The organism is Nocardiopsis alba (genome assembly GCF_000710955.1).
Classification (GTDB): Bacteria; Actinomycetota; Actinomycetes; order Streptosporangiales; family Streptosporangiaceae; genus Nocardiopsis; species Nocardiopsis alba.
Genome location: NZ_BAZE01000002.1, coordinates 278,004 through 301,405 on the forward strand (window position 1 = coordinate 278,004; position 23,402 = coordinate 301,405).

At 70.4% G+C, this 23,402-nt stretch carries 19 protein-coding genes; 10 read left to right on the plus strand and 9 right to left on the minus strand.

The annotated features are described in order from the left end of the window. Positions 1 to 10: 10 nt before the first annotated feature. From TR33_RS04715 to TR33_RS04725, 3 genes are all read left to right on the plus strand, one after another. A complete protein-coding gene (locus TR33_RS04715) occupies positions 11 to 574 on the plus strand; it encodes a Chromate resistance protein ChrB (protein WP_026125041.1) in 564 nt (187 codons plus the stop codon). A gap of 294 nt (positions 575 to 868) precedes the next feature. Then, the gene (locus tag TR33_RS04720; protein ID WP_014913247.1) at positions 869 to 1,072 is read left to right on the plus strand and encodes a cold-shock protein; all 204 of its coding nucleotides are present in this window, start codon (positions 869 to 871) and stop codon (positions 1,070 to 1,072) included. A gap of 228 nt (positions 1,073 to 1,300) precedes the next feature. Further along, positions 1,301 to 2,719 (plus strand): DEAD/DEAH box helicase, encoded by a 1,419-nt coding sequence (locus TR33_RS04725; protein WP_014912658.1) that lies wholly within the window; start codon positions 1,301 to 1,303, stop codon positions 2,717 to 2,719. Between the two features lie 81 nt (positions 2,720 to 2,800). On the opposite strand, the gene TR33_RS04730 is transcribed toward TR33_RS04725, so the two are convergent. Next, entirely contained in the window at positions 2,801 to 3,508 is a 708-nt protein-coding gene (locus TR33_RS04730) for a GntR family transcriptional regulator (protein ID WP_234305753.1), read from the minus strand. 202 nt (positions 3,509 to 3,710) lie between these two features. Here TR33_RS04730 and TR33_RS04735 point away from each other — a divergent pair, with 202 nt between their 5' ends. Further along, the gene (locus tag TR33_RS04735) at positions 3,711 to 5,288 is read left to right on the plus strand and encodes a BCCT family transporter (RefSeq protein ID WP_042281684.1); all 1,578 of its coding nucleotides are present in this window, start codon (positions 3,711 to 3,713) and stop codon (positions 5,286 to 5,288) included. Between the two features lie 76 nt (positions 5,289 to 5,364). Here TR33_RS04735 and TR33_RS04740 read toward each other — a convergent pair whose 3' ends face one another. Continuing rightward, entirely contained in the window at positions 5,365 to 6,069 is a 705-nt protein-coding gene (locus tag TR33_RS04740) for a pentapeptide repeat-containing protein (RefSeq protein ID WP_014909740.1), read from the minus strand. Between the two features lie 37 nt (positions 6,070 to 6,106). Next, positions 6,107 to 7,687: a PucR family transcriptional regulator gene (locus TR33_RS04745; RefSeq protein ID WP_042281686.1), complete on the minus strand. Its 1,581-nt coding sequence runs from the start codon at positions 7,685 to 7,687 to the stop codon at positions 6,107 to 6,109. A 311-nt stretch (positions 7,688 to 7,998) separates the two neighbouring features. On the opposite strand from TR33_RS04745, the gene TR33_RS04750 reads away from it, so the two are divergent. The 5 genes from TR33_RS04750 (at position 7,999) to TR33_RS04770 (ending at position 14,801) form a co-directional block, all read left to right on the plus strand. After that, positions 7,999 to 8,868, plus strand: coding sequence for an FAD binding domain-containing protein (locus TR33_RS04750; RefSeq protein ID WP_026125040.1), 870 nt, complete (start codon positions 7,999 to 8,001; stop codon positions 8,866 to 8,868). Beyond that, positions 8,859 to 9,374, plus strand: a complete 516-nt coding sequence (locus TR33_RS04755; RefSeq protein WP_014908753.1) for a (2Fe-2S)-binding protein — start codon at positions 8,859 to 8,861, stop codon at positions 9,372 to 9,374. The genes TR33_RS04750 and TR33_RS04755 overlap by 10 nt, the downstream gene beginning before the upstream one ends. Next, positions 9,371 to 10,729 (plus strand): 8-oxoguanine deaminase, encoded by a 1,359-nt coding sequence (locus TR33_RS04760; RefSeq protein ID WP_042281689.1) that lies wholly within the window; start codon positions 9,371 to 9,373, stop codon positions 10,727 to 10,729. Before TR33_RS04755 ends, TR33_RS04760 begins: the two co-directional genes overlap by 4 nt. Beyond that, on the plus strand, positions 10,729 to 13,161 hold the full coding sequence (locus TR33_RS04765) for a xanthine dehydrogenase family protein molybdopterin-binding subunit (protein WP_017534783.1): 2,433 nt from the start codon (positions 10,729 to 10,731) through the stop codon (positions 13,159 to 13,161). Before TR33_RS04760 ends, TR33_RS04765 begins: the two co-directional genes overlap by 1 nt. A gap of 203 nt (positions 13,162 to 13,364) precedes the next feature. Beyond that, positions 13,365 to 14,801: an NCS2 family permease gene (locus TR33_RS04770; protein WP_017534782.1), complete on the plus strand. Its 1,437-nt coding sequence runs from the start codon at positions 13,365 to 13,367 to the stop codon at positions 14,799 to 14,801. A 57-nt stretch (positions 14,802 to 14,858) separates the two neighbouring features. Here the strand turns inward: TR33_RS04770 and TR33_RS04775 are convergent, their stop codons facing one another. The 5 genes from TR33_RS04775 to TR33_RS04795 form a co-directional block, all read right to left on the minus strand. After that, on the minus strand, positions 14,859 to 15,695 hold the full coding sequence (locus tag TR33_RS04775) for a serine hydrolase domain-containing protein (protein WP_042281692.1): 837 nt from the start codon (positions 15,693 to 15,695) through the stop codon (positions 14,859 to 14,861). 143 nt (positions 15,696 to 15,838) lie between these two features. Continuing rightward, the gene (gene dctA, locus TR33_RS04780; RefSeq protein ID WP_042281693.1) at positions 15,839 to 17,269 is read right to left on the minus strand and encodes a C4-dicarboxylate transporter DctA; all 1,431 of its coding nucleotides are present in this window, start codon (positions 17,267 to 17,269) and stop codon (positions 15,839 to 15,841) included. Between the two features lie 342 nt (positions 17,270 to 17,611). Continuing rightward, positions 17,612 to 18,178 carry a pyridoxamine 5'-phosphate oxidase family protein gene (locus TR33_RS04785; protein ID WP_014910943.1) on the minus strand — a complete coding sequence of 189 codons (567 nt, stop codon included), beginning with the start codon at positions 18,176 to 18,178 and terminating at the stop codon, positions 17,612 to 17,614. Between the two features lie 78 nt (positions 18,179 to 18,256). Then, complete coding sequence (locus TR33_RS04790) at positions 18,257 to 19,237, minus strand: D-alanine--D-alanine ligase family protein (protein WP_234305754.1); 981 nt, start codon at positions 19,235 to 19,237, stop codon at positions 18,257 to 18,259. Positions 19,238 to 19,260: 23 nt separating this feature from the next. Beyond that, on the minus strand, positions 19,261 to 20,493 hold the full coding sequence (locus TR33_RS04795; RefSeq protein ID WP_081536580.1) for an aminotransferase-like domain-containing protein: 1,233 nt from the start codon (positions 20,491 to 20,493) through the stop codon (positions 19,261 to 19,263). A 530-nt stretch (positions 20,494 to 21,023) separates the two neighbouring features. Here TR33_RS04795 and TR33_RS04800 point away from each other — a divergent pair. Next, positions 21,024 to 21,632: a lipoprotein gene (locus TR33_RS04800; protein ID WP_014908195.1), complete on the plus strand. Its 609-nt coding sequence runs from the start codon at positions 21,024 to 21,026 to the stop codon at positions 21,630 to 21,632. Between the two features lie 291 nt (positions 21,633 to 21,923). Here the strand turns inward: TR33_RS04800 and TR33_RS04805 are convergent, their stop codons facing one another. Next, entirely contained in the window at positions 21,924 to 23,231 is a 1,308-nt protein-coding gene (locus TR33_RS04805; protein ID WP_042281695.1) for a GAF domain-containing protein, read from the minus strand. Positions 23,232 to 23,402: the final 171 nt, after the last annotated feature.

Consider the following 23,402-nt stretch of genomic DNA (forward strand, 5'->3'; position numbering starts at 1 on the left):
GGTCGATCCCGTGACGGACGATGCGATGCCGTGGGCCCTCGCGGTGGTACAGGTACCGGCCAGACCCTCCCGACACCGGGTCGCGGTCTGGCGTGAGCTACGGCGCGCCGGCGCCGTGCCCGTGTCCCAGGGCACCTGGGCGCTGCCGGCGACGGAGGCCTTCCGTGAGGCCGTGGACCGCGCCGCCGAACTGGCCGCGGCCGGCGAGGGCCGGGTCCTGGTCTACGACGTCGAACCGCGCGACACCGCGGCCCGCGCGTTCCTGGTGGACGCCTTCACCGAGGCGCGCGTCGACGAGTGGCGCGAGTTCCTGGCCGACTGCGGCGAGTTCGAGGACGAGATCGCCAAGGAGATCGGCAAGGAGAAGTTCACCTTCGCCGAACTCGAAGAGGAGGAGCAGAGCCTGGACCGGCTGCGCCGCTGGTTCCGCGACCTGAAGCGGCGCGACGTCCTCGCCCTGCCCGAGGCCCGGACCGCCGCCGAGCGACTGCGCGTCTGCTCGGAGACGCTGGACGACTACGCCGAGCGCGTCTACTCAGCCATGCGCGGCGACACGGTCGACGGCCCCGCCTAGAAGGGCTCCGGAACGGGGGCTCGCACCGCCCCTCGACCGCGCTTCTCCGACTCCCGCGTCGAGCCCCCGAGAACGAGGAAATTCTTCGGGCACGGCACACTCTTCCCTGTTTCGATACCACACGCGCCAGTGCACTTCGACACACCGAAATAACGAGACAGGAAATTTTTCCTGTGATAGATTTCGAGAAGTTGCAGTAGTGGCCCGATGGATTTTCAACTCTTCGGCGATCACCGCGGTGACGGAAAATCGTCATCCGCGGTTTTCTTCATGCTCCGAACGAGAGGCGCCCCTATGGCGACCGGCAAGGTCAAGTGGTTCAACGCGGACAAGGGCTTCGGCTTCATCGAGCAGGACGGCGGCGGCCCCGATGTCTTCGCCCACTACTCGAACATCCAGGCCACCGGCTACCGCGAGCTGGCCGACGGCCAGGCCGTGCAGTTCGACGCCGTCGCCGGGCCCAAGGGCCCCCAGGCCGAGAACATCACCCTGATCTAGGGAGCCCCGGCTCCTCCAGCGGTGGGGTCCGCCCTCCGGGCGTCGCACCCCACCGCTTTCTCTTTTCCGTCGATTTCTCAGCCGTGATTCTCCGACCGGCATCGACGGTCATCGCGCCCCGGAATTCTTCACCCCGGCGCGGTCATCCGATCAATTCATCCGGCGTACCCGGTTCCCCCTGCGAGGCCAGAAGGCCCCCCGGCGAACACCGCCGGCGAAAGGCCATATATGAGTCATCCCTCCCGCACCGGCACAAGCCGCGGTCGTCACTCCCAGGGGTACGGCCGGCAACGTCCTCAGGGCGGTCGGCGTCCTCGCTTCGACGGGCGCTCCCGGGCCGGGGGCAACGCCTTCGGAGAGTTCGCTCTTCCGGTCACCGTCACCCCCGCGCTCCCACCGGTGACCTCCTTCGAGGCGCTGGACATGCCCGCGCCGCTGAAGCGGACCCTGGCCCGCCAGGGCCTGACCGTCCCGTCCGAGATCCAGGCGGCGACCCTGCCCAACTCCCTGGCCGGGCGCGACGTGCTCGGCCGCAGTCGGACCGGTTCGGGTAAGACCCTGGCCTTCGGCCTGGCCCTGCTCGCCCGGCTCGAAGGGCGTGCCGTCGAACCCCGCCGTCCCTTGGCCGTGGTGCTCGCGCCCACCCGTGAACTGGCCGGACAGGTCGCGGATTCGCTGGAGCCCTACGCCCGTTCGGTGGGTGCGCGCACGGTCACCGTCGTCGGCGGTATGCCCATCCACCGTCAGGCCCGCGCCCTTCAGCGAGGTGTCCACCTGGTCGTGGCCACCCCCGGGCGTCTGCGCGACCTGATGGAGCGGGGCGACTGCGTCCTGGACCGGGTGGAGTCGGCGGTCCTGGACGAGGCCGACCAGATGACCGACATGGGGTTCATGCCCCAGGTCACCGCGATCCTCCAAGAGGTCCCGGCCGACGGTCGGCGCATGCTGTTCTCGGCGACCCTGGATCGTAACGTCGACACGCTGGTCCGTCGTTTCCTGAACGACCCGGTGGTCCACTCGGTCGACGCCTCCGAGGGCGCGGTCTCCACCATGGAGCACCACGTCATGCACGTGTCGCTCATGGACAAGCAGGACATCGCCACCCGGATCGCGGCCCGTGACGGTCGGGTGATCATGTTCCTCGACACCAAGCGCGCCGTGGACCGTATGGCCGATCACCTGCTGGCCAACGGGGTCCTCGCCGCGCCTTTGCACGGTGGCCGGAGTCAGCCGCAACGGAACCGCACCCTCGACCAGTTCAAGCGAGGGGACGTCACGGCCCTGATCGCCACCAACGTGGCGGCCCGCGGCATCCACGTGGACGGATTGGACCTGGTCGTCAACATCGACCCGCCCACCGACCACAAGGACTACCTGCACCGGGGCGGACGCACGGCCAGGGCGGGAGAGTCCGGCAGCGTGGTCACGCTCGTACTACAGAACCAGCGACGGGACATGACCCGGTTGATGAGCCGGGCCCGGATCGAGCCGCATACCGTGCGGGTGAACGCCGAGGATCCGGAACTGACCAGGGTGACCGGGGCCCGTGAGCCCTCGGGGGTGCCGGTCTCGGTGCCCACCGCGGCGCCCCGCGCGCCACGCCGTGCCCCCTCCTCGCGCGGACCGCGACGACGACCGCGCCGCTGAGACGGGATGACACGCGGGGTCGGAAGTGCTCCGGCCCCGCCTAGAAGCGATCCGGGACGGATCACCGCCGGCCCCGCCCGCTCACGCCTCCCGAAGGTCCTCGCCCCAGGGGTCGGCCGCCATCACCGCCTGCTCTCCGGCGCGCGCGTGATGGCGCATCGCCGCCTCCGCACCGAAGCCGTCCTTGTCGATGACGCGGTCGAGCACGATCCGGTGCTCGTCCAAAGCGCTCTCGAACGCCCTCGGGCGTCGTGAGGGGCCGGCCGCCAGACGGTGGTAGGCCAGCTGGTCGGTCAGCCGTCGATGCCGGTGGACCAGGCTCGTGTTGTCCGCGCCGAGCACCACCAGGTCGTGGAACTCGTGGGTCAGCCGCGCGCAGGTGTCCAGGTCCCCCTCGGCCAGGGCCCGGCGGGCGCGCGAGAGGTTCTCCTCCAGCCGGTCGACCTCGACGACCCTCCCCCGCCCGGCGAGCAGGCGCGCGCCCAAGCCCTCCAGCACCTCCTTGATCTGGAACAGCTCGACGACCTCGCGCCGGGAGAGCCCTCGCACGAAGGTGCCCACCCTCGGTCGAATCTCCACCAGCCCATCGACCTGGAGCTGCTTGAGGGCCTCACGGACGGGGGTGCGGCTGGCTCCGTAGGCCTCGGCCAGGGCCACCTCCGACAGGGCGTCGCCCGGAACGTGGAGACCGCCGGTGATCGCCCGACGCAGCTGCTCGACGACGCGCTCCTGGGTGCCCAGGGGGAACTCGGCGGGCTTGCGCACGCCCACCTCCTCACTCTCTTGCATGGCACAGAACATAGGAAAGTCGGCTTTCTAACGTCAAACAACACGAAACCCGGAGCGACACAACCCCTTTCGCCTGGGATTTCTCCCACAGAGTCTTATTTTGACGGTGCCCGAACGGGAAACTAAGCTCGCCTGCCATGCAAGAAACCCTGTACCTACGTCCTCCTCCGGCCGGACCCGACCACCGTCGACGGTGGTTCGGATGAACGCCTCCGCCCGAACCGGGAACGCCACCCGGTCCGGGAAGGGTCTCGGGAGCGTCTTCTGGACCTCCCTGGCGATCTCCCTCGTCTTCGTGGCCTGGGGTGTGATCGCCCCCACCCACCAGATGTCGGTGATGAGCGTCGCACTGGACCACATCACCCGCGGTTTCGGGTGGGCCTACCTGCTGCTGCCGCTGATCCTGCTGGCCTTCCTGCTCTTCCTCGCCTTCAGTCGCTTCGGGCGGATCCGTCTGGGCTCCGACGACGACCGTCCGGAGTTCGCCACCCACACCTGGATCGCGATGATCCTGTGCGCGGTCATGGGCATCGGCCTGGTCTCCTACGGCATCGCCGAACCCGTCTCCCACATGTGGGAACCGCCCCACGGCCTCGCCGAACCGGGCACACCGCAGGCCGCCGTGGTGGCCATGCAGTACTCGTTCTACGACTGGGGCCTGCACGCCTGGGCGATCTTCGCCGTCTTCGGCCTGGCCATCGGCTACTCGATGCACCGTAAGAAGCGCCCCGGCCTGGTCAGCGCCCTCTTCCGGCCGCTCCTGGGCCGTCACGCCGACGGCCCGGCGGGCAAGGCCATCGACGTCTTCACGGTCTTCGCGACCCTGTTCGGCACCACGACCTCCCTGGGTCTGGGCGCGCTCCAGATCGACAACGGGCTGAACCGCCTCCTGGGGACCTCGACCGGCACCACGACCCAGGTCGTGATCGTCGTCGCGGTGACGGTCCTGTTCAGCCTGTCCGCGGCCTCCGGCATCAAGCGCGGCATCCGCTACACCAGCGAGGTCAACCTCTCCATCGCCTCGGTGCTGTTCCTGTTCGTCCTCCTCCTGGGGCCGACCTCGTTCCTGGTCTCGCTCTTCCTGGAGTCGGTGGGCCTGTACGCGAACGACTTCCTCGTGATGAGTCTGCGCGGTCCGGCGTTCGGGGACATCGGCTGGATGCAGGGCTGGACCTACTTCATGATGGCCTGGTGGGTCTCCTGGGGCGCGTTCGTCGGGATCTTCCTGGCCCGCATCTCCCGAGGCCGCACCATCCGCCAGTTCGTGCTGGTCGTCCTGGTCATGCCCAGCGCGGCGTTCTTCACCTGGTTCGCGGTCTTCGGCGGCGCCGCCATCGACCTCGACATGAACCACGGCACCGATATCGCCGGAGCCACCGCGGCCGACATCAACAGCGCCTTCTTCGCGACCCTCGCGGAGTTCCCGCTGCCGACGGTGACCACCGCTCTGGTGGTCGTCCTGGCGGTGCTGTTCTTCGTCTCGGGCGCCGACGCCAACACGTACGTGCTCGGCATGATCACCACGCACGGCGCCGTCAAGCCGCGCACCCCGATCCTGCTCCTGTGGGGTGCGATGACCGGGGTCCTGGCGGTGATCCTGCTGCTCTCCGGCGGTCTGGCCGCCCTCCAACAGACGGTCATCGTCGCCTCGGCGCCGTTCCTGGTCGTCATCGTGGGCGTGGTCGTGGCCTTCTGGCGCGACCTGCGTTCCGACCCCGCCGTCGCCGGGGGTTCGGAGGCCGCCCCGGTGGTCGAGGAGGAGCCGGAACCGGTCCACTGATCGAAACGCCGTAACGGCGGCGCGGACGTGTCGTGCGCACGAGGGCGCGGGGGCTCCTCCCCCGCGCCCTCGTCGTTCACTCGGCGACGGTGATGCCGAGCGAGGCCAGGATCATGCCCGACTGCGTCGGGGAGATGGTGGCCCCGCGCAGGTGGCCCGCCTGGTCCAGGGGCAGCTCGCCCAGATCGGCGCCGCGCAGGTCGGCGCCGGTGAACCGGGCGTTGATCAGGTTGGCGCCGCGCAGCCGCGACTCCACCCATACCGTCTCCCGCAGGTCGGCGGAGGCCAGGTCGGCCTCGTCCATGCGCAGCCCCTCCAGGGTCCGACCGCGCAGGACCAGCCCCTTGCAGCGCGCCAGCATCAGGTTGCACTGAGAGAAGCTATAGCCGATCCCCCGCAGCGAGGTGAGGCCCGCGCCGGTCATCCGGCAGCCGGAGAAGACGGTGTCGGTGAGCAGGGCGCCCTGCCAGCGGGTGTTGGCCAGGTCCATCCGCTCGAAGCGGGTGTCGGTGCACTCGGAGTGCGCGAAGGAGGCCCCGGAGGCGCTGCCGCCGGTGAACACCGCGCCCTCCAGTTCGGCTCGGTCCAGGCGCGCCCCGTCCAACCGGCAGTCGATCAGACGGGCGTCCACCAGGGCGGCGTCGCGCAGATCGGCCCCGCTCAGGTCGCAGCGGGTCAGGACACGGGGCCGTCCCGGGTCACGGGACAGGGCCTCGCGCAGATCGAGGTCGGACAGGTCGGCGTCGGTGGTCTCGGCTGTGGCGAGAGGATCGGTGCTCACGCACCGGACCCTAGCGGCCCCCTCGGACGAAAGCGGCTCAGTCCCGGAGTTTGAGGGCCAGGAACAGATCGACGCGGTGTTCGAGACTGCTCAGGTCACGTCCGGTGAGCTCCTCCACCCTGCCGATGCGGTAGCGCAGGGTGTTGACGTGCACGTGCATCGCGGCGGCGCAGCGCTGCCAGGAACCCGAGTGGGCCAGGAACCGTTCCAGGGTCTCGACCAGGTCCGAACGGTGGTCCCGGTCGTAGGCGATCAGCGGGCCCAGGAGACGTTCCCGGTAGGAGGTCTGCACCTCCTCGGGGACCGAGGCCAACAGCAGTTCGTGGGAGTCGATCTCGGCCCCGGCGATGACACGGGAGCGTCCGCCGCGCAGCTCGGCCAGCCGACGGGCGTGCCGGGCCTCCACCGCCGCGCCGCGCAGTTCGGTGATGCCGCGCGCCGCCGAACTCAACCCGACGACCAGCCGGTAGTCGAGCAGGCCGGCGTCCAGGACGTGGGCGCGGTGGACCAGCTCGTTGCGGATCTCCTCGCCCCGTCGCCGGATGTCGTGGTCTCCGCCCTCCACGGGGATGATCGCCAAGGCGTCGTTGTCGCCGGTGACCACCGCGGCGGGGTGGTCGGCGACCAGCTCGGCCAGCACCCGGCGGGACAGATCGGGGACCCTGGGGTCGGGCAGCATGACGGCGCTGACCACCACGTGCGCGCGGTCCTCGGGCACGGAGCCGCCCTCGGCCCCGCGCATCAGCTCGGCGACCTCGTCGAAGCGCTGGGCGGCGAGCAGACGGGGCAGACCCTCCAGATGCCGGGCGGTGGTCAGGGCCCGCTCCTCGGCCCGGCTGCGGGCCAGGACCCCGATGGAGACGAGTTCGGCGACCGTCTCGTGCTCCTCCTCGCTCCAGTCCCGGTGGTCTCCGGCGACCACCATCCACCAGCCGGCCAGCGAGTGCGTCTCCCTGGCCCGCACCGGCAGGACGGTGATCGCGCGCCCGTTCTCGCCCTCGTCGGGGAAGCGCAGGGTGCGCGGGAAGGCGGACCAGGTGAGCGCCTGGGCGGCCAACCGTTCGCGGTCCTCGACGGGGAGGGGCCCACTGGAGGAGGCGATGTGCCGGCCGCCGGAGGAGATCACCCAGGCCTCGAGACCGGCCTGGGTGGCCGCCGAGGAGAAGGCGCTCGGGAAGTCGGCGCCGGAGGCGACCTCGGCCATGAGACGACGGTGCCGGTCGCGGGTCTCGGCGATGGTGGTGAAGCGGCGCTGGGTGAGGGAGCGCAGCACCTCCTCGGTGACCGCGCCGAAGGAGGTCTCGGTGGGGATCTCGATGAGCGGGATGTCGTGGGCGCGGCAGGCCTCGATCAGGTCCGGGGGGATCTCGCCCAGCGCCCGACCGGCGCCCACGGCCAGCGAGCCGGCGGAGACGATCGAGGAGACGAAGGTCTCGGAGTCCTCCGGTCGGGTATACCACATCATGCCGGTCAGCACGAGCTCCCCGCCGCGGAGGTAGCGCGCGGGTTCGAGCAGGTCAGTGGTGTAGGCCCACCGGATGTCACGGCGGGCGTGCTCCTCTCCCGACAAAAACCGCAGGCGCAGTCCCTTGACGGCGAGGAGTTCACTGATCTGCATGGACTTCCTTCACGTTCGGGTGGGCGTGTCCCACCGGCGATGCCTACGTGTCGGGACACAGTGTGTCCCACGATGGGGGTGGTGAACAGCGGAGTAACGGTCACACGATGCTCTCATCGTCACCACTTGGAGGAAACGACCAAAGGCCGCCGTTCGTTCCGGGATCACTTCATGTCATCACCGGATGGTGATCGTCGACCCTGAGTGGTGTACTTCACAAGATCGCCCGCTATTCGAACGGATCGCCGGATTTCACGAGAGGTCGCGTCGACGTGACCGCGACCGGACCACTGCGCAGGACGAGGACGAGCATGGAATTCCTGAGGCCATCCACACTGGTGGAGGCCCTAGAGGCCAGGAGCGCCCACCCCGATGGAGTGCCCATCATGGGCGGCACCGACGTGATGGTGGAGTTGAACTTCGACAAGCGCCGCCCCTCGGCGTTGATCGATCTGACCCGGGTACCGGAACTGGCGGAGTGGGGCGTGGACGGCGACCGCACCCGACTGGGCGCCGGTGTCCCCTACACCAGGATCATCGAGCACCTGTCGGGGCGCGCCCCCGCGTTGGCCAAGGCCTCACGGTCGGTGGCCTCCCCCCAGATCCGCAACCGCGGCACCGTCGGCGGCAACCTGGGCGGGGCCTCCCCCGCCGGTGAGTGCCACCCGCCCCTGCTGGCCACCGACGCCGAGATCGAGCTCGCGTCGGTGCGCGGCACCCGCAGGGTCCGGGCGCGCGACTTCTATCTGTCGTTCCGCGAGACGGCGCTGCGCGCGGACGAGCTGATCACCGCGATCCTGCTGCCCGCGCCCACCGGCCCGCAGCAGTTCGCCAAGATCGGCACCCGTAACGCGATGGTGATCGCGGTGGCCAACTTCTCCTTGGCCCTGGACACCGAGAACCGCAGGGTCGGCACGGGTGTGGGCTCGGCCGGTCCGACGCCGTTCCGCGCCGAGGCCGCCGAGGAGTTCCTGGAGGCCGAGTTCGACTGGGAGGACGGGCGGCCCCTCTCCGAGGCCGTCGTCACCAGGTTCGGCGAGCTGGTGGCCGCCGCCGCCCGTCCCATCGACGACCAGCGCGGCAGCGCCGCGTACCGCAGGCACACGTTGGCCGTCATGGCGCGTCGTGCGCTGAGCTGGTCCGTCACCGACTACCGGAAGGGATCCACGCGATGCGCGTGAGTTTCAACGTCAACGGCGAGGACGTCACCGCCGACAACGTCTGGCCTGGCGAGAGCCTGCTGTACGTGCTGCGCGAGCGGCTGGGGCTGCCCGGCAGCAAGAACGCCTGCGAGCAGGGCGAGTGCGGTTCGTGCACCGTCTACTTCGACGGGGTGACCGCCTGTTCGTGCATGATCGCCGCCGGCCAGGCCGAGGGGCGCGAGGTGCGCACCGTCGAGGGTCTGGCCGAGGAGCCGGGCAAGGGCGGCGACCGCACCCTGAGCACGGTGCAGGAGGCGTTCGTCGAGGCCGGGGCCGTCCAGTGCGGGTTCTGCACCCCGGGTCTGCTCGTGCAGACCGACGACCTGATCGAGCGGACCGTGGGCGCGGGACGCGCGGCGCCCGACGACTCCGAGATCCGTGAGGCGCTGGCCGGCAACCTGTGCCGCTGCACCGGATACGAGAAGATCATCGACGCGGTCCACCTGGCCGCCGAACGCCGCGCCGCGGCCGGGAGCACCTCATGAGCAACGTGATCGTCATCGAGGGCGCCCACGTGGTGACCGTGGACGGACCCGAGTACGCGAACGGCCACGTCGTGGTGCGCGACGGTCGTATCGCGGCCGTGGGCGCCGGGCCCGCCCCCGCCGTGGAGGGCGAGATCGAGCGGATCGACGGTCGGGGCCTCGTGGTCACGCCCGGTCTGGTCAACACCCACCACCACCTCTACCAGTGGGCGACGCAGGGGTTGTTCGCCGACGGCACGCTCTTCGAGTGGTTGGTGGGTTCCTACGAGATCTGGCACCGACTCGACGCCGAGGTGGTGTCGGGGACGACGTCGGCCGGGCTCGCCCACCTGGCGCTGTCCGGCTGCACGACCGCCTCCGACCACCACTACATCTACCCGTCCGGGCGCGGGGACATCGTGGCCGCCGAGGTGGAGGCCGCCCGCGAGGTCGGGATCCGGCTGGACCTGGCGCGCGGTTCGATGGACCGGGGCAAGAGCCAGGGCGGACTTCCACCGGACAGCGTGGTGGAGACCCTGGAGGGGGCCCTGTCGGGGACCGCCGCCGCCATCGACACCCACCACGATCCCTCCTTCGACTCGATGACCCGGATCGCGGTGGCGCCCTGCTCGCCGTTCTCGGTCTCGGGCGAGCTGATGACCCAGGCCGCGGAGCTGGCCCGGGACAAGGGCGTACGGCTGCACACCCACCTGGCCGAGACCCTCGACGAGGAGGAGCAGTGCCTGGCCGAGTTCGGCTGCACCCCCGTCGAATACGCCGAACGGCTCGGCTGGCTGGGCGAGGACGTGTGGTTCGCGCACGCCGTGCACCTGTCGGACGAGGCGATCGGCCGGATCGCGGCCACCGGCACCGGGGTCGCGCACTGCCCCACCTCCAACGCCCGCCTGGGCGCGGGGATCTGTCGGGTCACCGAGCTGTTGGAGGCCGGCGCCAAGGTCGGCCTGGGTGTGGACGGTCCCGCCTCCAGCGAACTGTCGACGATGGCCGGCGAGATGCATCAGGCCCTGCTGATGGCCCGCGCCCGCAAGGGGCCCAAGGCGCTGTCCGCCCGCCGCTCCCTGGAGATGGCCACCCTGGGCGGGGCCAAGGTGCTGGGCCGCGACCGCGAGCTGGGCTCGGTGTCGGTGGGCAAGGTCGCCGACCTGGCGCTGTGGCGGGTGGACGGCTTCGGCCACAACGTGATCGACGACCCTGTGGTGGCGATGGTGTTCGGCCCGACCCCGCCGCTGGAGCGGCTGATGGTCGGCGGGAACACCGTCGTCGACCGCGGTGAACTGCGCACCCTCTCCGCCGAGACGGCCTCCGCCCGCGGCCGCGAGGCGCACCGGCGTCTGACCCAGGAGGTGAACCGCTGATGGCGACGACGACCCGTACCGTCACGGACCTGACCAGCACCACCAAGGACGGGGTGGGCGCCAGCCCGCGCCGGCCCGACGGGACCTTGAAGGTCACCGGAGAGTTCGCCTACTCCTCCGACATGTGGATGGAGGACATGCTGTGGGGGGCGACCCTGCGCAGCCCCCACCCGCACGCAAGGATCCACGGCATCGACGTCACCGAGGCGCTGAGGCTGCCCGGCGTGTACGCGGTGCTCACCCACGAGGACGTCCCCGGGGAGAAGCGGTACGGCCTGGAGTACCAGGACCAGCCGGTCCTGGCCTTCGACAAGGTCCGCTACAAGGGTGAGGCCGTGGCGATCGTGGCCGCCGACCACCCCGAGACCGCGCGCCGGGCCCTGGAGCGGATCGAGGTCGACTACGAGGTCCTGCCCCCGGTGAGCGACTCCCGACGGGCGGCACTGGACCCCGAGTACCCGCTGGTGCACGAGAAGGGCGAGCTGCCCGAACACCCCGAGTACAACCAGAGCGGCAACCGGGTGCGCTACCAGCCCATCCGCACCGGCGCCTTCGCCGAGTCCCCCTCCTCCCAGGAGGCGCACCGGGAGGCCCTGGAGCGGCTGCGCGCCGAGGCCGACGCCGTGGTGACCACCGAGTACGAGGTGGGCATGCAGGACCAGGCCTTCCTCGGCCCGGAGTCGGGGATGGCGATCCCCGCCGAGGACGGCGGCGTGGACCTGTACGTGGCCACCCAGTGGTTGCACGTGGACCAGCGCCAGATCGCCCCGGCCCTGGGGCTGCCCCAGGAGAAGGTGCGGCTGACCCTGGCGGGCGTGGGCGGAGCGTTCGGCGCCCGCGAGGACCTGTCCATGCAGATCCACGCGTGCATGCTGGCCCTGCGCACCGGCAAGCCGGTCAAGTTCGTCTACAACCGGGAGGAGTCCTTCTACGGACACGTGCACCGCCACCCGGCCAAGATGCGCTACGAGCACGGGGCCAAGGCCGACGGCACCCTGCTGTACGCCACGTTGGAGATCATCGTGGACGGCGGCGCCTACGCGTCGGCGACCCCCGCCGTGGTGGGCGTGGCCTCCTCCCTGGGGATCGGGCCCTACGAGGTGCCCAACGTGCTGGTGGACGCCTATGGCGTCTACACCACCAACCCGCCCTGCGGCGCCATGCGCGGCTTCGGCGCGGTCCAGGCCTGCTTCGGCTACGAGTCGCAGATGGACCGGCTCGCGAAGGAGCTGGGCATGCACCCGGTGGACCTGCGGCTGAAGAACGCCATGGCGCAGGGGTCGCGGATCATCACCGGCCAGGAGATCGACATGCCGCTGCCGATGGCGGAGATGTTGGAGCGGTGCCGTGACCTTCCCATGCCGGTGGAGCGCACCGAACTGGAGGACCCCTCCGACCAGCGCACCCTGCCGGGCGGCGTCGCCGGGACCACGCGCGGCGAGGGTGTCGTCCGCGGCGTGGGCTACGGCCTCGGCCTCAAGAACCTGTGCTTCTCGGAGGGGTTCGACGACTACTCCACCGCGCGGGTCCGGCTGGAGGTCGTCGCCGGCGAACCGGTGGTCCTGGTGCACACGGCCGCCGCCGAGGTCGGCCAGGGGCTGGTGACCATCAAGGGGCAGATCGCCCGCACCGAGCTGGGTGTGGAGAAGGTGGTCATCGCCCCCTCCGACACCCAGGTGGGTTCGGCCGGTTCGTCCTCGGCCTCGCGCCAGTCGTACATGACCGGTGGCGCGGTGCGCACCGCGTGCGCCTCGGTGCGCGCGGAGGTGTTCGAGCTGGCCCGGCGCAAGGGGTTCGTCCCCCAGGGGCGCGAGGACGTCGAGTTGGCGTTGGAGGGCGGCAAGGTCGTCTCCGCCGTGGACGGCGTCCTGGTGTCGCTGGCCGAACTGCTGGGCGAGTCCGCCGAGAACGGCACCGTGGTCGAGCGGACCCGCGAGTACCACCACCGTCCCACCGAGATGATCGACCCCGAGCTGGGTCAGGGCAGCTCGCACACCCAGTTCGGGATGTGCGTGCACCGTGCCGTCGTGGACGTGGACGTGGAGCTGGGCCTGGTCAAGGTCGTGGCCCTGGACGCGGTCCAGGACGTGGGCAAGGTGATGCACCCCCAGCAGCTCGCCGGACAGATCCAGGGCGGCTCGACCCAGGGCCTGGGTCTGGCCCTGATGGAGGAGATCCAGGTCAAGGACAGCGAGATCCGCAACCCGTCCTTCACCGACTACCTGATCCCGACCATCCTGGACACCCCGCCGATGCGCATCGACGTGCTGGAGCACCCCGACCCGCACTCCCCGTACGGGCTGCGCGGCGCCGGCGAACCGCCGACACTGTCGTCCACGCCCGCGATCGTGGCGGCGGTGCGCGACGCGACCGGACGGCCGCTGACCCACGCCCCCGTGCGCCCCGAGGACATCGTCGGTATCGACCTGTAGGTCCTCTCCCGGGAGGGGCGGCGCCACCCGCGCGCCCCTCCCCCTCTCTCCTCCCGCCCCGGTACGACCGACGTCATCGGCCCCGGGCGGGCGGCCCCGGGCCCCGATATCCCGGCGGCGAATTCGACTACGCTAGGTAGTCACCCCCCCTTTTTTCCCACGCGGCGCTGTCTCGTCGTGCCCATATCCCTCCAGGAGGGGACGTGCCCGAAAACAACGGCACCGGATCGAGCACACGATCCGGTACGGATCGATCCTGGCTCGACCGGTTCTTCCTCATCGGCGAACGAGGTTCCACCTACGGCCGCGAGGTCCGCGGAGGCCTGACCACGTTCATGGCGATGGCCTACATCATCGTCCTGAACCCGGTCATCCTCAGCAGCGTCACCGACGTGAACGGCGACGTGCTCTCGGCCCCCCAGCTGACCACCATGACCGTTCTGTCCGCCGGTCTGGTCACCATCATGATGGGCCTGGTCGGCCGCGCGCCCATCGCCTGTGCGGCCGCGCTGGGCGTGATGGCGGTGGTCGCCTACCAGGCGGCGCCGGTGATGGCCTGGCCCGAGGTGATGGGCCTGGTCGTCTGGCAGGGCATCGCCATCATCCTCATGGTCGTCACCGGGGTGCGGACCGCGGTCATGAACGCGCTGCCGCACGACCTCAAGCTCGCCATCGGGGTGGGCATCGGCCTGTTCGTGTCGCTGATCGGTCTGACCAACGCCGGCTTCGTGAGCGCCGGCGACGGCGGAAGCCTGCTCCAGCTCGGTGTCGCGGGCGGCGGCGGCCACCTCGACGGATGGCCGATCCTGGTGTTCGTGACCGGCCTGATCCTGGCCTCCCTGCTGCTGGCGCGCAACGTGCCCGGAGCGATCTTCTACGGCATCGTGGGCGCCACCGTCCTCGCGGTGCTCCTGCACTACGCGCTGAACCTGAACGACCAGGTGTGGGGAGGCGGCGTCCCCGCGCTGCCCTCGAGCCCGGTGTCCATGCCCGACTTCGGGCTGCTGTTCCAGGTGGACCTGTTCGGCGCCTGGACCTCGGCCGGACCCACCACCGCCGGCATCATCCTGTTCACCCTGGTGCTGGCCGGGTTCTTCGACGCCCTGGGCACCATCCTGGCGATCGGCACCAAGGCCGGGATCGCCGACGACAAGGGGCAGATGCCCCGGGTCAACCAGATCCTGGTCACCGACGGCGCCGGCGCGGTGGCCGGTGGTCTGACCAGCTCCTCGGCGACGCTGGTGTTCGTGGAGTCCACGGCCGGGGTGAGCGAGGGCGCCCGGACCGGTCTGGCCAGCGTGGTCACCGGTGCGCTGTTCCTCAGCGGCCTCTTCTTCGCCCCGGTCTTCGGCATGGTGCCGGCCGAGGCGGCGTCGGTGGCGATGGTGCTGGTGGGCGCCATGATGATGATGCACGTGGGTCAGATCGCGTGGACGGACATCTCGGTGGCCATCCCCGCGTTCCTGACCATCGCGATGATGCCGTTCGCCTACGACATCGCCAGCGGGATCGGCATCGGGATCATCGCGCACACCCTGATCAGGACCGTGCAGGGGAGGTTCTACGACGTCGGCTGGCTGATGTGGCTCCTGAGCGCGGTCTTCGCCTTCCACTTCTCGATGCACGCCATGGGTCTGTGACCCGAACGCGCAGTGGCCGGACCCGCCCTGTCCCGCGGAGTCCGGCCTTGGTCATCCTCAGGGCGTCGAGGCCTTCAGGCAGTCGGCGAGGGCCCGACGCAGGGCCGCGTCACGAGGGTCGTCCCTGATCCGCAGCCCCATACGGTTGGGCACGTAACCGTATCCGGTCCCGGTCGCCGGGTCGGCGAACCCGAACGAGCCGCCCGCGCAGGGGGTCCCGTAGGCCCGATCGTCGCTGCCGAAGCGCCAGGCGGGGTGGGGTTTCCACAGGCCCAGCGAGTACCGCGTGGGGATCTTGAGGTTGACGTCGTGCTCCCCTCTCGTGGGAGGGTCGGGCCGTTCCTCCAGGGCCCGCAGGCTCTCCTCCCCCACCCCCAGTGTCGGGGAGCCCTGGGCGAACTCTCCGTAGAGCGCGGCCAGGGAGCGCGCGGTGGCGAAGCCGTTGCCGTGCGGCAGTTCCACGGAGCGATAGTCGGGCTCGGCGAGCAGGGCGGGGGTGAGCTCGGCGTCCAGGTAGGGCAGCCCGGCGCGGTGGGAGAGCAGCTCGCGGACGGTGATCCGTTCCTTGCCCGCACGCGCGAACCCGGGCCAGTAGAGGGCCACCGGACGGTCGTATTCGAACAACCCCCGTGAATGGGCGTGGGCCAGGACCATCGATGTGACGCCCTTGGTGGCGGAGAAGACGATCGCCAGGGTGTCGGATTCCCAGGGGGCTCCGGAGTCGAGGTCCCGAACCCCGGCCCACAGGTCGACCACCGGACGGCCGGCGTGGTGGACGGCCACGGCCGCGCCCACCTCTCCGTGTTCGGTGAGGTTACGGCGGAAGGCGTCGCGGACCGGGTCGAACCCGGGCTCGACCCGGCCGTGGACGACGGGGCCGGAGGAAGCGTCCATGGTCACCTCGCTGTCGGGGGGAGTGACGGCCCTCAGGGTAGCGGGGCCGGTTTCGACGATCGGGTGCCCAGGTACGTGCGGGGGTCCAGGAACGGCCGCCCTCCGGAGTGGGAGGGCGGCCGTGGTGGGTCGGTCGCGTCCTTCTAGCGTTCGGTGGGCGAGGCGGTGTCGCCGGTGGTGCCCTTGTCGGTGTCGCCGGTCCCGGCGAGGGCTCCGGCGGTCTCGTTCGGGGCCTCGGAGACCTCGGCCTCGACGGGCTCCTCCTCGTCCTCCTCGCGGGCGGGCGGCTCGCGGCCGTCGAGGACGGCGCGCATCCGCTCCATGTCGAGCTGGCCCTCCCATCTGGCGATGACGAAGGTGGCCACGCAGTTGCCGAGCAGGTTGATCGACACGCGCATGGTGTCCATGAGACGGTCCGCGCCCAGGAGCAGCGCGACGCCGGCGGCGGGGAAGGCGCCCAGAGCGGTGGCGGTCGCCGACAGGGCCAGGAAGGCCGACCCCGGGACCCCGGCCATGCCCTTGGAGGTCAGGAGCAGGATGAGGACCATCATGAGCTGGTCGGCGACGCTGAGATCGGCGCCGAAGGCCTGGGCGAGGAAGAGCGCGGCGATCGGCAGGTAGATGGCGGCGCCGTCGAGGTTGAACGAGTAGCCGGTCGGTACGACCAGGCCGGTGGTCGCCTTGGAGCAGCCGGCGTTGGTGAGCTTCTGCATGATGCGCGGCATGACCGCCTCGGAGGAGGCGGCGCCGATGGCGAGGGCGAACTCCTCCTTGGTGTAGCGCAGGAACTTCCACAGGTTGACGCCGGCCAGGACCCGGGCGATGACGGCGAGCGCGAACAGGAAGATCACCGCGGCCGAGTAGCAGGCGATGATGAGCATCCCGAAACTGCTCAGCGAGGAGAGCCCGTAGGCGCCGATCACGAAGGCCATCGCACCGAAGGCGCCGATGGGGGCCACCCGCATGATCCAGCCGATGCAGACGAAGATGACGTCGGTGAAACGCTCGATGAGGTCGAGGACCGGCTTGCCGCGTTCGCCCAGCTTGGACAGGGCCAGGGCCACGAACACCGCGAAGAAGAGGACCTGGAGGAGTGAGTTCTCGGCGAAGGCGCCGACGACGCTCTCGGGGATCACGTCGAGGAAGAACTGGGCCACGCCGGGCAGCTCTCCGCCCTGGGTGACCTCTTCCAGGGCGCCGGTGTCGAGGTCGGCGGGGTCGACCTCGAAGCCCACGCCGGGCTTGAAGAGGTTGGCGACGACCATGCCGTAGAACAGGGCGAAGGCGGTGACGACCTGGAAGTAGACCAGGGCCTTGACGCCGATGCGTCCCACGGAGCCGAGGTCTCCGACCTTGGCGATGCCGGTGACGATCACGCAGAAGATGAGCGGCGCGATCAGCATCTTGATGAGTCGGATGAAGCCGTCGCCCAGGGGGCGCAGCGCTTCGCCGACCGTCGGCCACAGGTGTCCGATCAGTACGCCGAGGATGACGGCGACGATCACCTGGAAGAAGAGGGAGTGGTAGATGCGGCGGGGTCGGGGGGACGAGTCGGTTTCCGTGGCCACGGCCATGGACACCCTCCACAGGGGACGGGGGTTGGAATTTACATTCCTCATCGCGGAATGAATGAGCGGAGTGTAACTTCCGTCACAAGAGCCACGCAATACCCCCCACACCCAGGTGAACAGTGACAGAACGCCGTTCGGCGGCCGCGAGTCCTGTCACGAAGGGGAAACCGGGCCCACGCCCTGTGGCGGGACCCTCCATAACGATCGGGCCGTCCGACCTCTTGCCCACCGCCGGGCCCCGTGATCTCATCGAGATCGCCCCGGGCCTCCGAGCCGGTGACACGGGCGCGGAGCCGGGGCGACGGAACGGGTGGGCCGTCGTGGCGTGGCGGCCGACCCGCTCCCCTATCCCTCGTCCGGTGCCGGGACGGCAGGGAGCCCGTCGACGCTCGTGGCGTTGCGGCGGCGCAGGTAGTCGGTGAAGTACTCCGGATCGCGACGTTCGTGGTGGCGGTCCAGCAGGTCGCGGTCGCCGCGGAGCTCCATCAGGGGGACGGAGAACCCGCAGGAGTCGGAGATCCGGGCGACGTCGACCACGATGATCGAGCGTTGACCGAGGACACGTTCCTTGGGGAAGTGGGAGCGCAGCTCGTCGAACTCCCCGTCCGCAGGCAGGACGACGCGGCCGCGACCGTGGAGCCGGACGATCGACGGGGGTCCCTCGAAGGCACAGAACATCAGGACGATACGGCCGTTCTCCCGCAGGTGGGCGATGGTCTCCGCACCCGATCCGGTGTAGTCGAGGTAGGCGACGCGGTGTTCGGAGAGCACCGCGAAGGTGCCGCCCATGCCCTTGGGCGAGACGTTGACGTGACCGTCGTCGGCCCGGGGCGCGGTACCGACGAAGAAGACCGGTTGGTCGAGGAGGAAGCGTTCCAGACGGGCATCGATGGTGTCGTGGATCTTCGCCATGGTCGTGATCGTGTCACATGGCCCTGGAACGCAGACGACCCCGCCGGGGCGTTCGCCTCGACGGGGTCGCGTGCGCGATCAGCCGCGCAGATGTGCCTGGTGGGCGAGCTCGCGGCAGAGCAGACCGAAGTCCCGTCCCGCGGCGGCGGCCGCCATCGGGAACGTGGAGGTGGGGGTCAGACCGGGGGCGACGTTGGTCTCCAGGAAGACGATCTCGCCGTCGGGGTCGACGATGAGGTCGGTCCGGGACAGGTCGCGCAGCCCCAGGGCACGATGGGCGGTCAGGGCCACCTCGCTCGCGGCCTCGATGGTCTCCGCGTCCAGGCGGGCCGGACAGAAGAACTCGGTCCGGCCGGCCGTGTAGCGGGCGGCGTAGTCGTACACGCCGCCGTCGGGGACGATCTCCACGGCGGGCAGGGCCACGGGGCCGTCGCCGGTGTCGAGCACGCTCACCGCCAGCTCGGTGCCCTGGACCTGCTCTTCGACGAGCGCCGAGTCCCCGTAGGCGAAGCAGGAGACCAGCGCGGTGGAGAGCTCTCCGGACGAGGCCACCGGGGTGGCGCCGAAGGCGGAGCCGCCGCGGTCGGGCTTGACGAACAGCGGCATGCCCAGGCGTTCGATGAGCTTGTCCAACAGCGCCGGGGCGCCCAGGTCGTGGAAGACCGACTTGGGCAGGGTGGCGCCGCGCGGCACCCGGACGCCGCGGTCGGCGAGCAGGGCCTTGGCCGCGGGCTTGGTGTAGGCCAGTCGGCAGGCGTCGGGGCGGGCGCCCACGTAGGGGACCCCGGCCAGTTCCAGGACCTCGCGGATCACGCCGTCCTCACCGGCCGACCCGTGCAGGACGGGGAAGACCACCTGGGGCGGGTCGTCGGTCAGACGTCGGAGCAGGTCGGAGTCGACGTCGGCGACCTGGACCTCGATGTCGAGTCGGCGCAGGGCCTCGGCGACACCGCGTCCGGATTGGACGCTCACCTCGTGTTCGGGGGACAGGCCTCCGGCGAGGACGAGTACCCGGTCAAGGTCGGCCACGGCGCGACCCTCCTTCTGTGCTGCTGTCATGGTGCTGGACCCTTGGGAGAGTGTCAGGGCAGGTCCGGGGTGGGTGCCTGGCTGCCTTCGGTGGGCCGGTTCATGGCGGGGCCGAACGTGTCGCGCAGGTCGAGTTCGCCCTCGATCGCCCCGACGAGCCTGCGCACGCCCTCGCGGATCTGCTCGGGGGTCGGGTAGCAGAAGCTCAGCCGCATGCTGGCGCGTCCGCGCCCGTCGGCGTAGAAGCCGGTGCCGGGGACGTAGGCGACGCGTTCGTTGACCGCGCGCGGCAGCATGGCCTTGGCGTCGATGCCCTCGGGCAGGGTGGCCCAGACGAAGAAGCCGCCCTCGGGCCTGGTCCAGGTACAGCCGTCGGGCATCATCGCCGCCAAGGCGCCGAGCATGGCGTCGCGGCGTTCCCCGTACATGCTGTTGAACGCCTTGATCTGTTCCTTCCAGGGGAAGGTGCTCAGGTAGCGGCGGACGACGAGCTGGTTGAACGTGGAGTGGCTGAGCATCGCCGATTCGGCGGCCAGGACGAGTTTGGCCCGGACCGCGGAGGGGGCCAGGGCCCAGCCGATGCGCAGTCCCGGGGACAGGGTCTTGGAGAGCGATCCGAGGTAGATCACGTTGCCGTCGCCCTGGGAGTAGAGGGTGGGCTGGGGCTCGCCCTCGTAGCGCAGCAGACCGTAGGGGTTGTCCTCGATGATGAGGACGTCGTGGCGCTGACAGATCTCCATGACCCGGGCCCGGCGTTCGGCGGTCATGGTGATGCCGGCGGGGTTCTGGAAGTTGGGGATCGTGTAGAAGAACTTGACGGTGCGCCCGGCCTTGGCGGCCTGGGTGAGGGCGTGGTCGAGTTCGTCGGGGAGTACGCCCTGATCGTCCATGCCCACGTGGCGGATGTCGGCCTGGAAGGCGGCGAAGGTGTTGATCGCGGTGACGTAGGTGGGGGCCTCGGTCAGCACGATGTCGCCGGGGTCGACGAAGACGCGGGTGATGAGGTCGAGCGCCTGCTGGGAGCCGACGGTGACGATGAGGTCGTCGGGACCGGCCTGGACGCCCTCCAGGGTCATGTAGTCGCAGATCAGCTCGCGTAGGACGGGGTCGCCCTGGGCGGAGCCGTACTGGAGGGCGGCGGGGCCCTCCTCGGAGACGACGTCCTTGACCAGGTCGCCGATCTGGTCGAGGGGCAGCGCGGCGACGTTGGGCATACCGCCGGCCAGGGAGACGACCTCTGGTCGGGACGCGACGGCGAAGAGTGCCCTGACCTCCGATGCGACCATGCCCTCGGCTCGGCGTGCGTAGCGGCCGATGTGGGGGTCGATGCGCGAGCCCTGTTGTCCGGGCTGCTGTTCTCGGTGGTCAGCGGACACGGTCCACCTCCGAAGGAAGGACGGTCTTGTGGGGTCACCGGGTCGTTCCGGGAACCTCGTCGGTTCCTGGTTCGACGCCGATTCGTGGCCCCTGGTTCACGCGGGCCACGAGTGGCTCCGGGTGATTCGGTCGGGTCTTGTACGAACCATCGAACGCGGTTCGGAAATGTCCCGAGTCTAGCCCAGTGCCCGTGTGAACGCGCCCCAGCAGGGCTTACGCGGCCCCGCCGCACCTTCTCGCGCACACCGGGTGTAGCGCTCGGTGACGGAGACGGTACCCATGAGAGTGGCGCGACTCACAGGCGGGTGACCAGAACATGACGCACTTTTCACTCGAACACCTTGAGTTGGACATTGGTTACTTTATGTACATCGGAGACATTGGTGCGGTGGATCAGCGCGCCCGGGGACGGGGGCGCCACCGAACCGGAGGAGGACCCTTGAGAGTCCACTCGACCACCGCCGCCGCCTCGCTGGCACTGCTCCTGTGCGGAGCACTCGCCTCGTGCGCCCCCGCCGGGCCCACGGAGCAGGAGATCGACGCCGCCCGGCTGGAACTGACCAAGGCCGCCGACGCCCTCTCGGTGTCGGTCCTGCGCCCCGGGGCGGAGCGGGCCTTCGCCCGCAAGGGCCACCCCGTGGAGGGCGCCCTCGTCTGCTCCACACCCTCGGGCTCCCCTTCCGAGGAGACCTCGTCGGCGCCCGGACCACTGGAGGAGCCCGACGCCACGGTCTCGAACGAGCCACTGACCGCGGGCGAGAGCGTCCTCGAAGACGAGGACGGCGAGGAACGCCTACGGGTGGTCTGCACCGGCCGGGGACGTGAGGGCGAACAGCTCCGGTTCGAGGGGAGCCTGCTCGTGAACGCCCTGGCCGAACGCGGCGAGGGCGACGACAGCCTGCGCGGCGACTTCCTCGGGGTCGTGGACGGCGAGGAACTGTTCACCATGGACTGTTTCCAGTGCTCGCCCGAGGCAGCCGATTCTCCGGGGGACGTCCCGCCCGAGGGGGACACACCACCCGACAAGGCCGAGGGGAACGGTGGATGAACCACCCCCGACGGCGGTCCGGCCCGGAGACGATGTGGCGTCCCCGGGCCGGGCCGTGTCGTGCGCGTGGCCCCGGAGGATCCCCCGAACCTCCCGGAGCCGGACCTTCGGCGCGTCCGTCCTCGCCCCCGTACCCCCCTCAAGGCCCGTAGGACACGGACGCGCCCCGCACCGGCGATGACCACCGTGCCCTCTCTCGCCCGGAGGCCGGCGCCGGTGTGCGGGCCGCGCTGGAACCAGTTGACCCCATGGCCGCGGGGAGGGCAACGGTTGCAACAGGTTGCGCGGCCCTCAGCCCACCCGATCGAACAGCTCCGCCGTGCACGTCCGCTCGCGCAGGCGCCGGACCCCCGGGGCGAGGGATCCGGGCAGCAGGTCCAGGGGCGAGGACGGCCCCACCAGCCGTACCACCACCTCCTCGGAGAAGCGGTAGGGGCGACTCTCGACGACCCCGCCCAGGTTGCGCCGCATGCGGGAGAGCTCGGCGCGCACCGTGACCACGTGCCCTTCCGAACCGAACACGTCCCGGGACAGCTCGGCCCCCGAGCGCCCCGACCGGTGCGCGGCCAGGAGCAGGAGGAGCTCGGCGTGACGCGGCGACAGGTTCTGGACCCATTCCCCGCTGGAACCGGAGACCGTCACCGAGTAGGCCCCCGGTCGGCTCAGGTCGAGGGTGAGCGAGGTGGATCCGGCCTTCTCCTCGGGGCCGGGGCGGATCAGCCAGCCCCCCGGAAGCGGTTCCAGGGCGCACTCCCCCAGCGCGGGAAGCCAGACGGTCCCGGCCTCGCAGTGTTTGGGGAGCAGCACCCGTCTGACCGGTTCCATGTGCACCGCTGTCGCGGTCCAACCCATGTCGTCCACGACCAGGGCCGGCCTGCCCATCCCGGCCAGCAGCGGGGCCGCCACCGAGCGCAGCCGTTCCAGGTGGGTGTGGTGGATGCCCTGGAGGTGCGTCTCGGCCAGCTGCGCCACGGCGTGGACCAGGGCCAGGGTGGAGGGGTGGACGGTCGAGACCGGTCCGGTGACGTCGATGGCGCCCAGCAGTCTGCCGTCCCGGGGGTCGTGGACGGGCGCGCAGGCACAGGTGAGGGTGTGCAGGCTCCGCACGTAGTGTTCGGCGGAGTAGATCTGGACGGGGCGTCCCACCACCAGGGCGGTGCCGATGGCGTTGGTCCCGGTACTGCCCTCGTTCCAGTAGGAGCCCTCGACCAGACCGACCCGGTCGCCGACCGAACGCATCCGGCGGGAGCCCTCCCGCCAGAGCACCTGCCCGGCGGCGTCGGTCACCAGCATGATGTGGTCGGCCTGATCGGCCACCGAGACCAGGGATCTGCGGATCAGGGGCAGGACGTCGGCGATGGGCGAGGACTCGCGGTGTCGTTGGAGTTCGTCCAGCGGTGCCATCCTGGGCGGAGGGGCGCCATCGGGGTCGATGCCGAAACCTCGCATCCTCCGCCAGGAGTCCTCGATCACCGGCCGCAGCGTGGCGGGCGCGGGCCGGCCCGACAGAAGCGCGTCGTGGGCACGACGGAGCAGGTCGGCGTGTTCGCGAGCGTCGGCGCCGGAGGGCAGCGCCGTGTCCAGCGGAGGAAACGTCATATGGCCCCCAGACCTCGTGTCGGCTGTGGCGTTCCCAGTTTCCTGGTTCGAGCGGGACCGGACCAACGGAACCGCGAGATGCCTTTTTTCCGGAAGCCTTTTCGGCCCTGAGCCTCCGATTCTCGCGATGATTATCCCTGGAGACCGACCGAACGTCGTTCGATGCGCCGT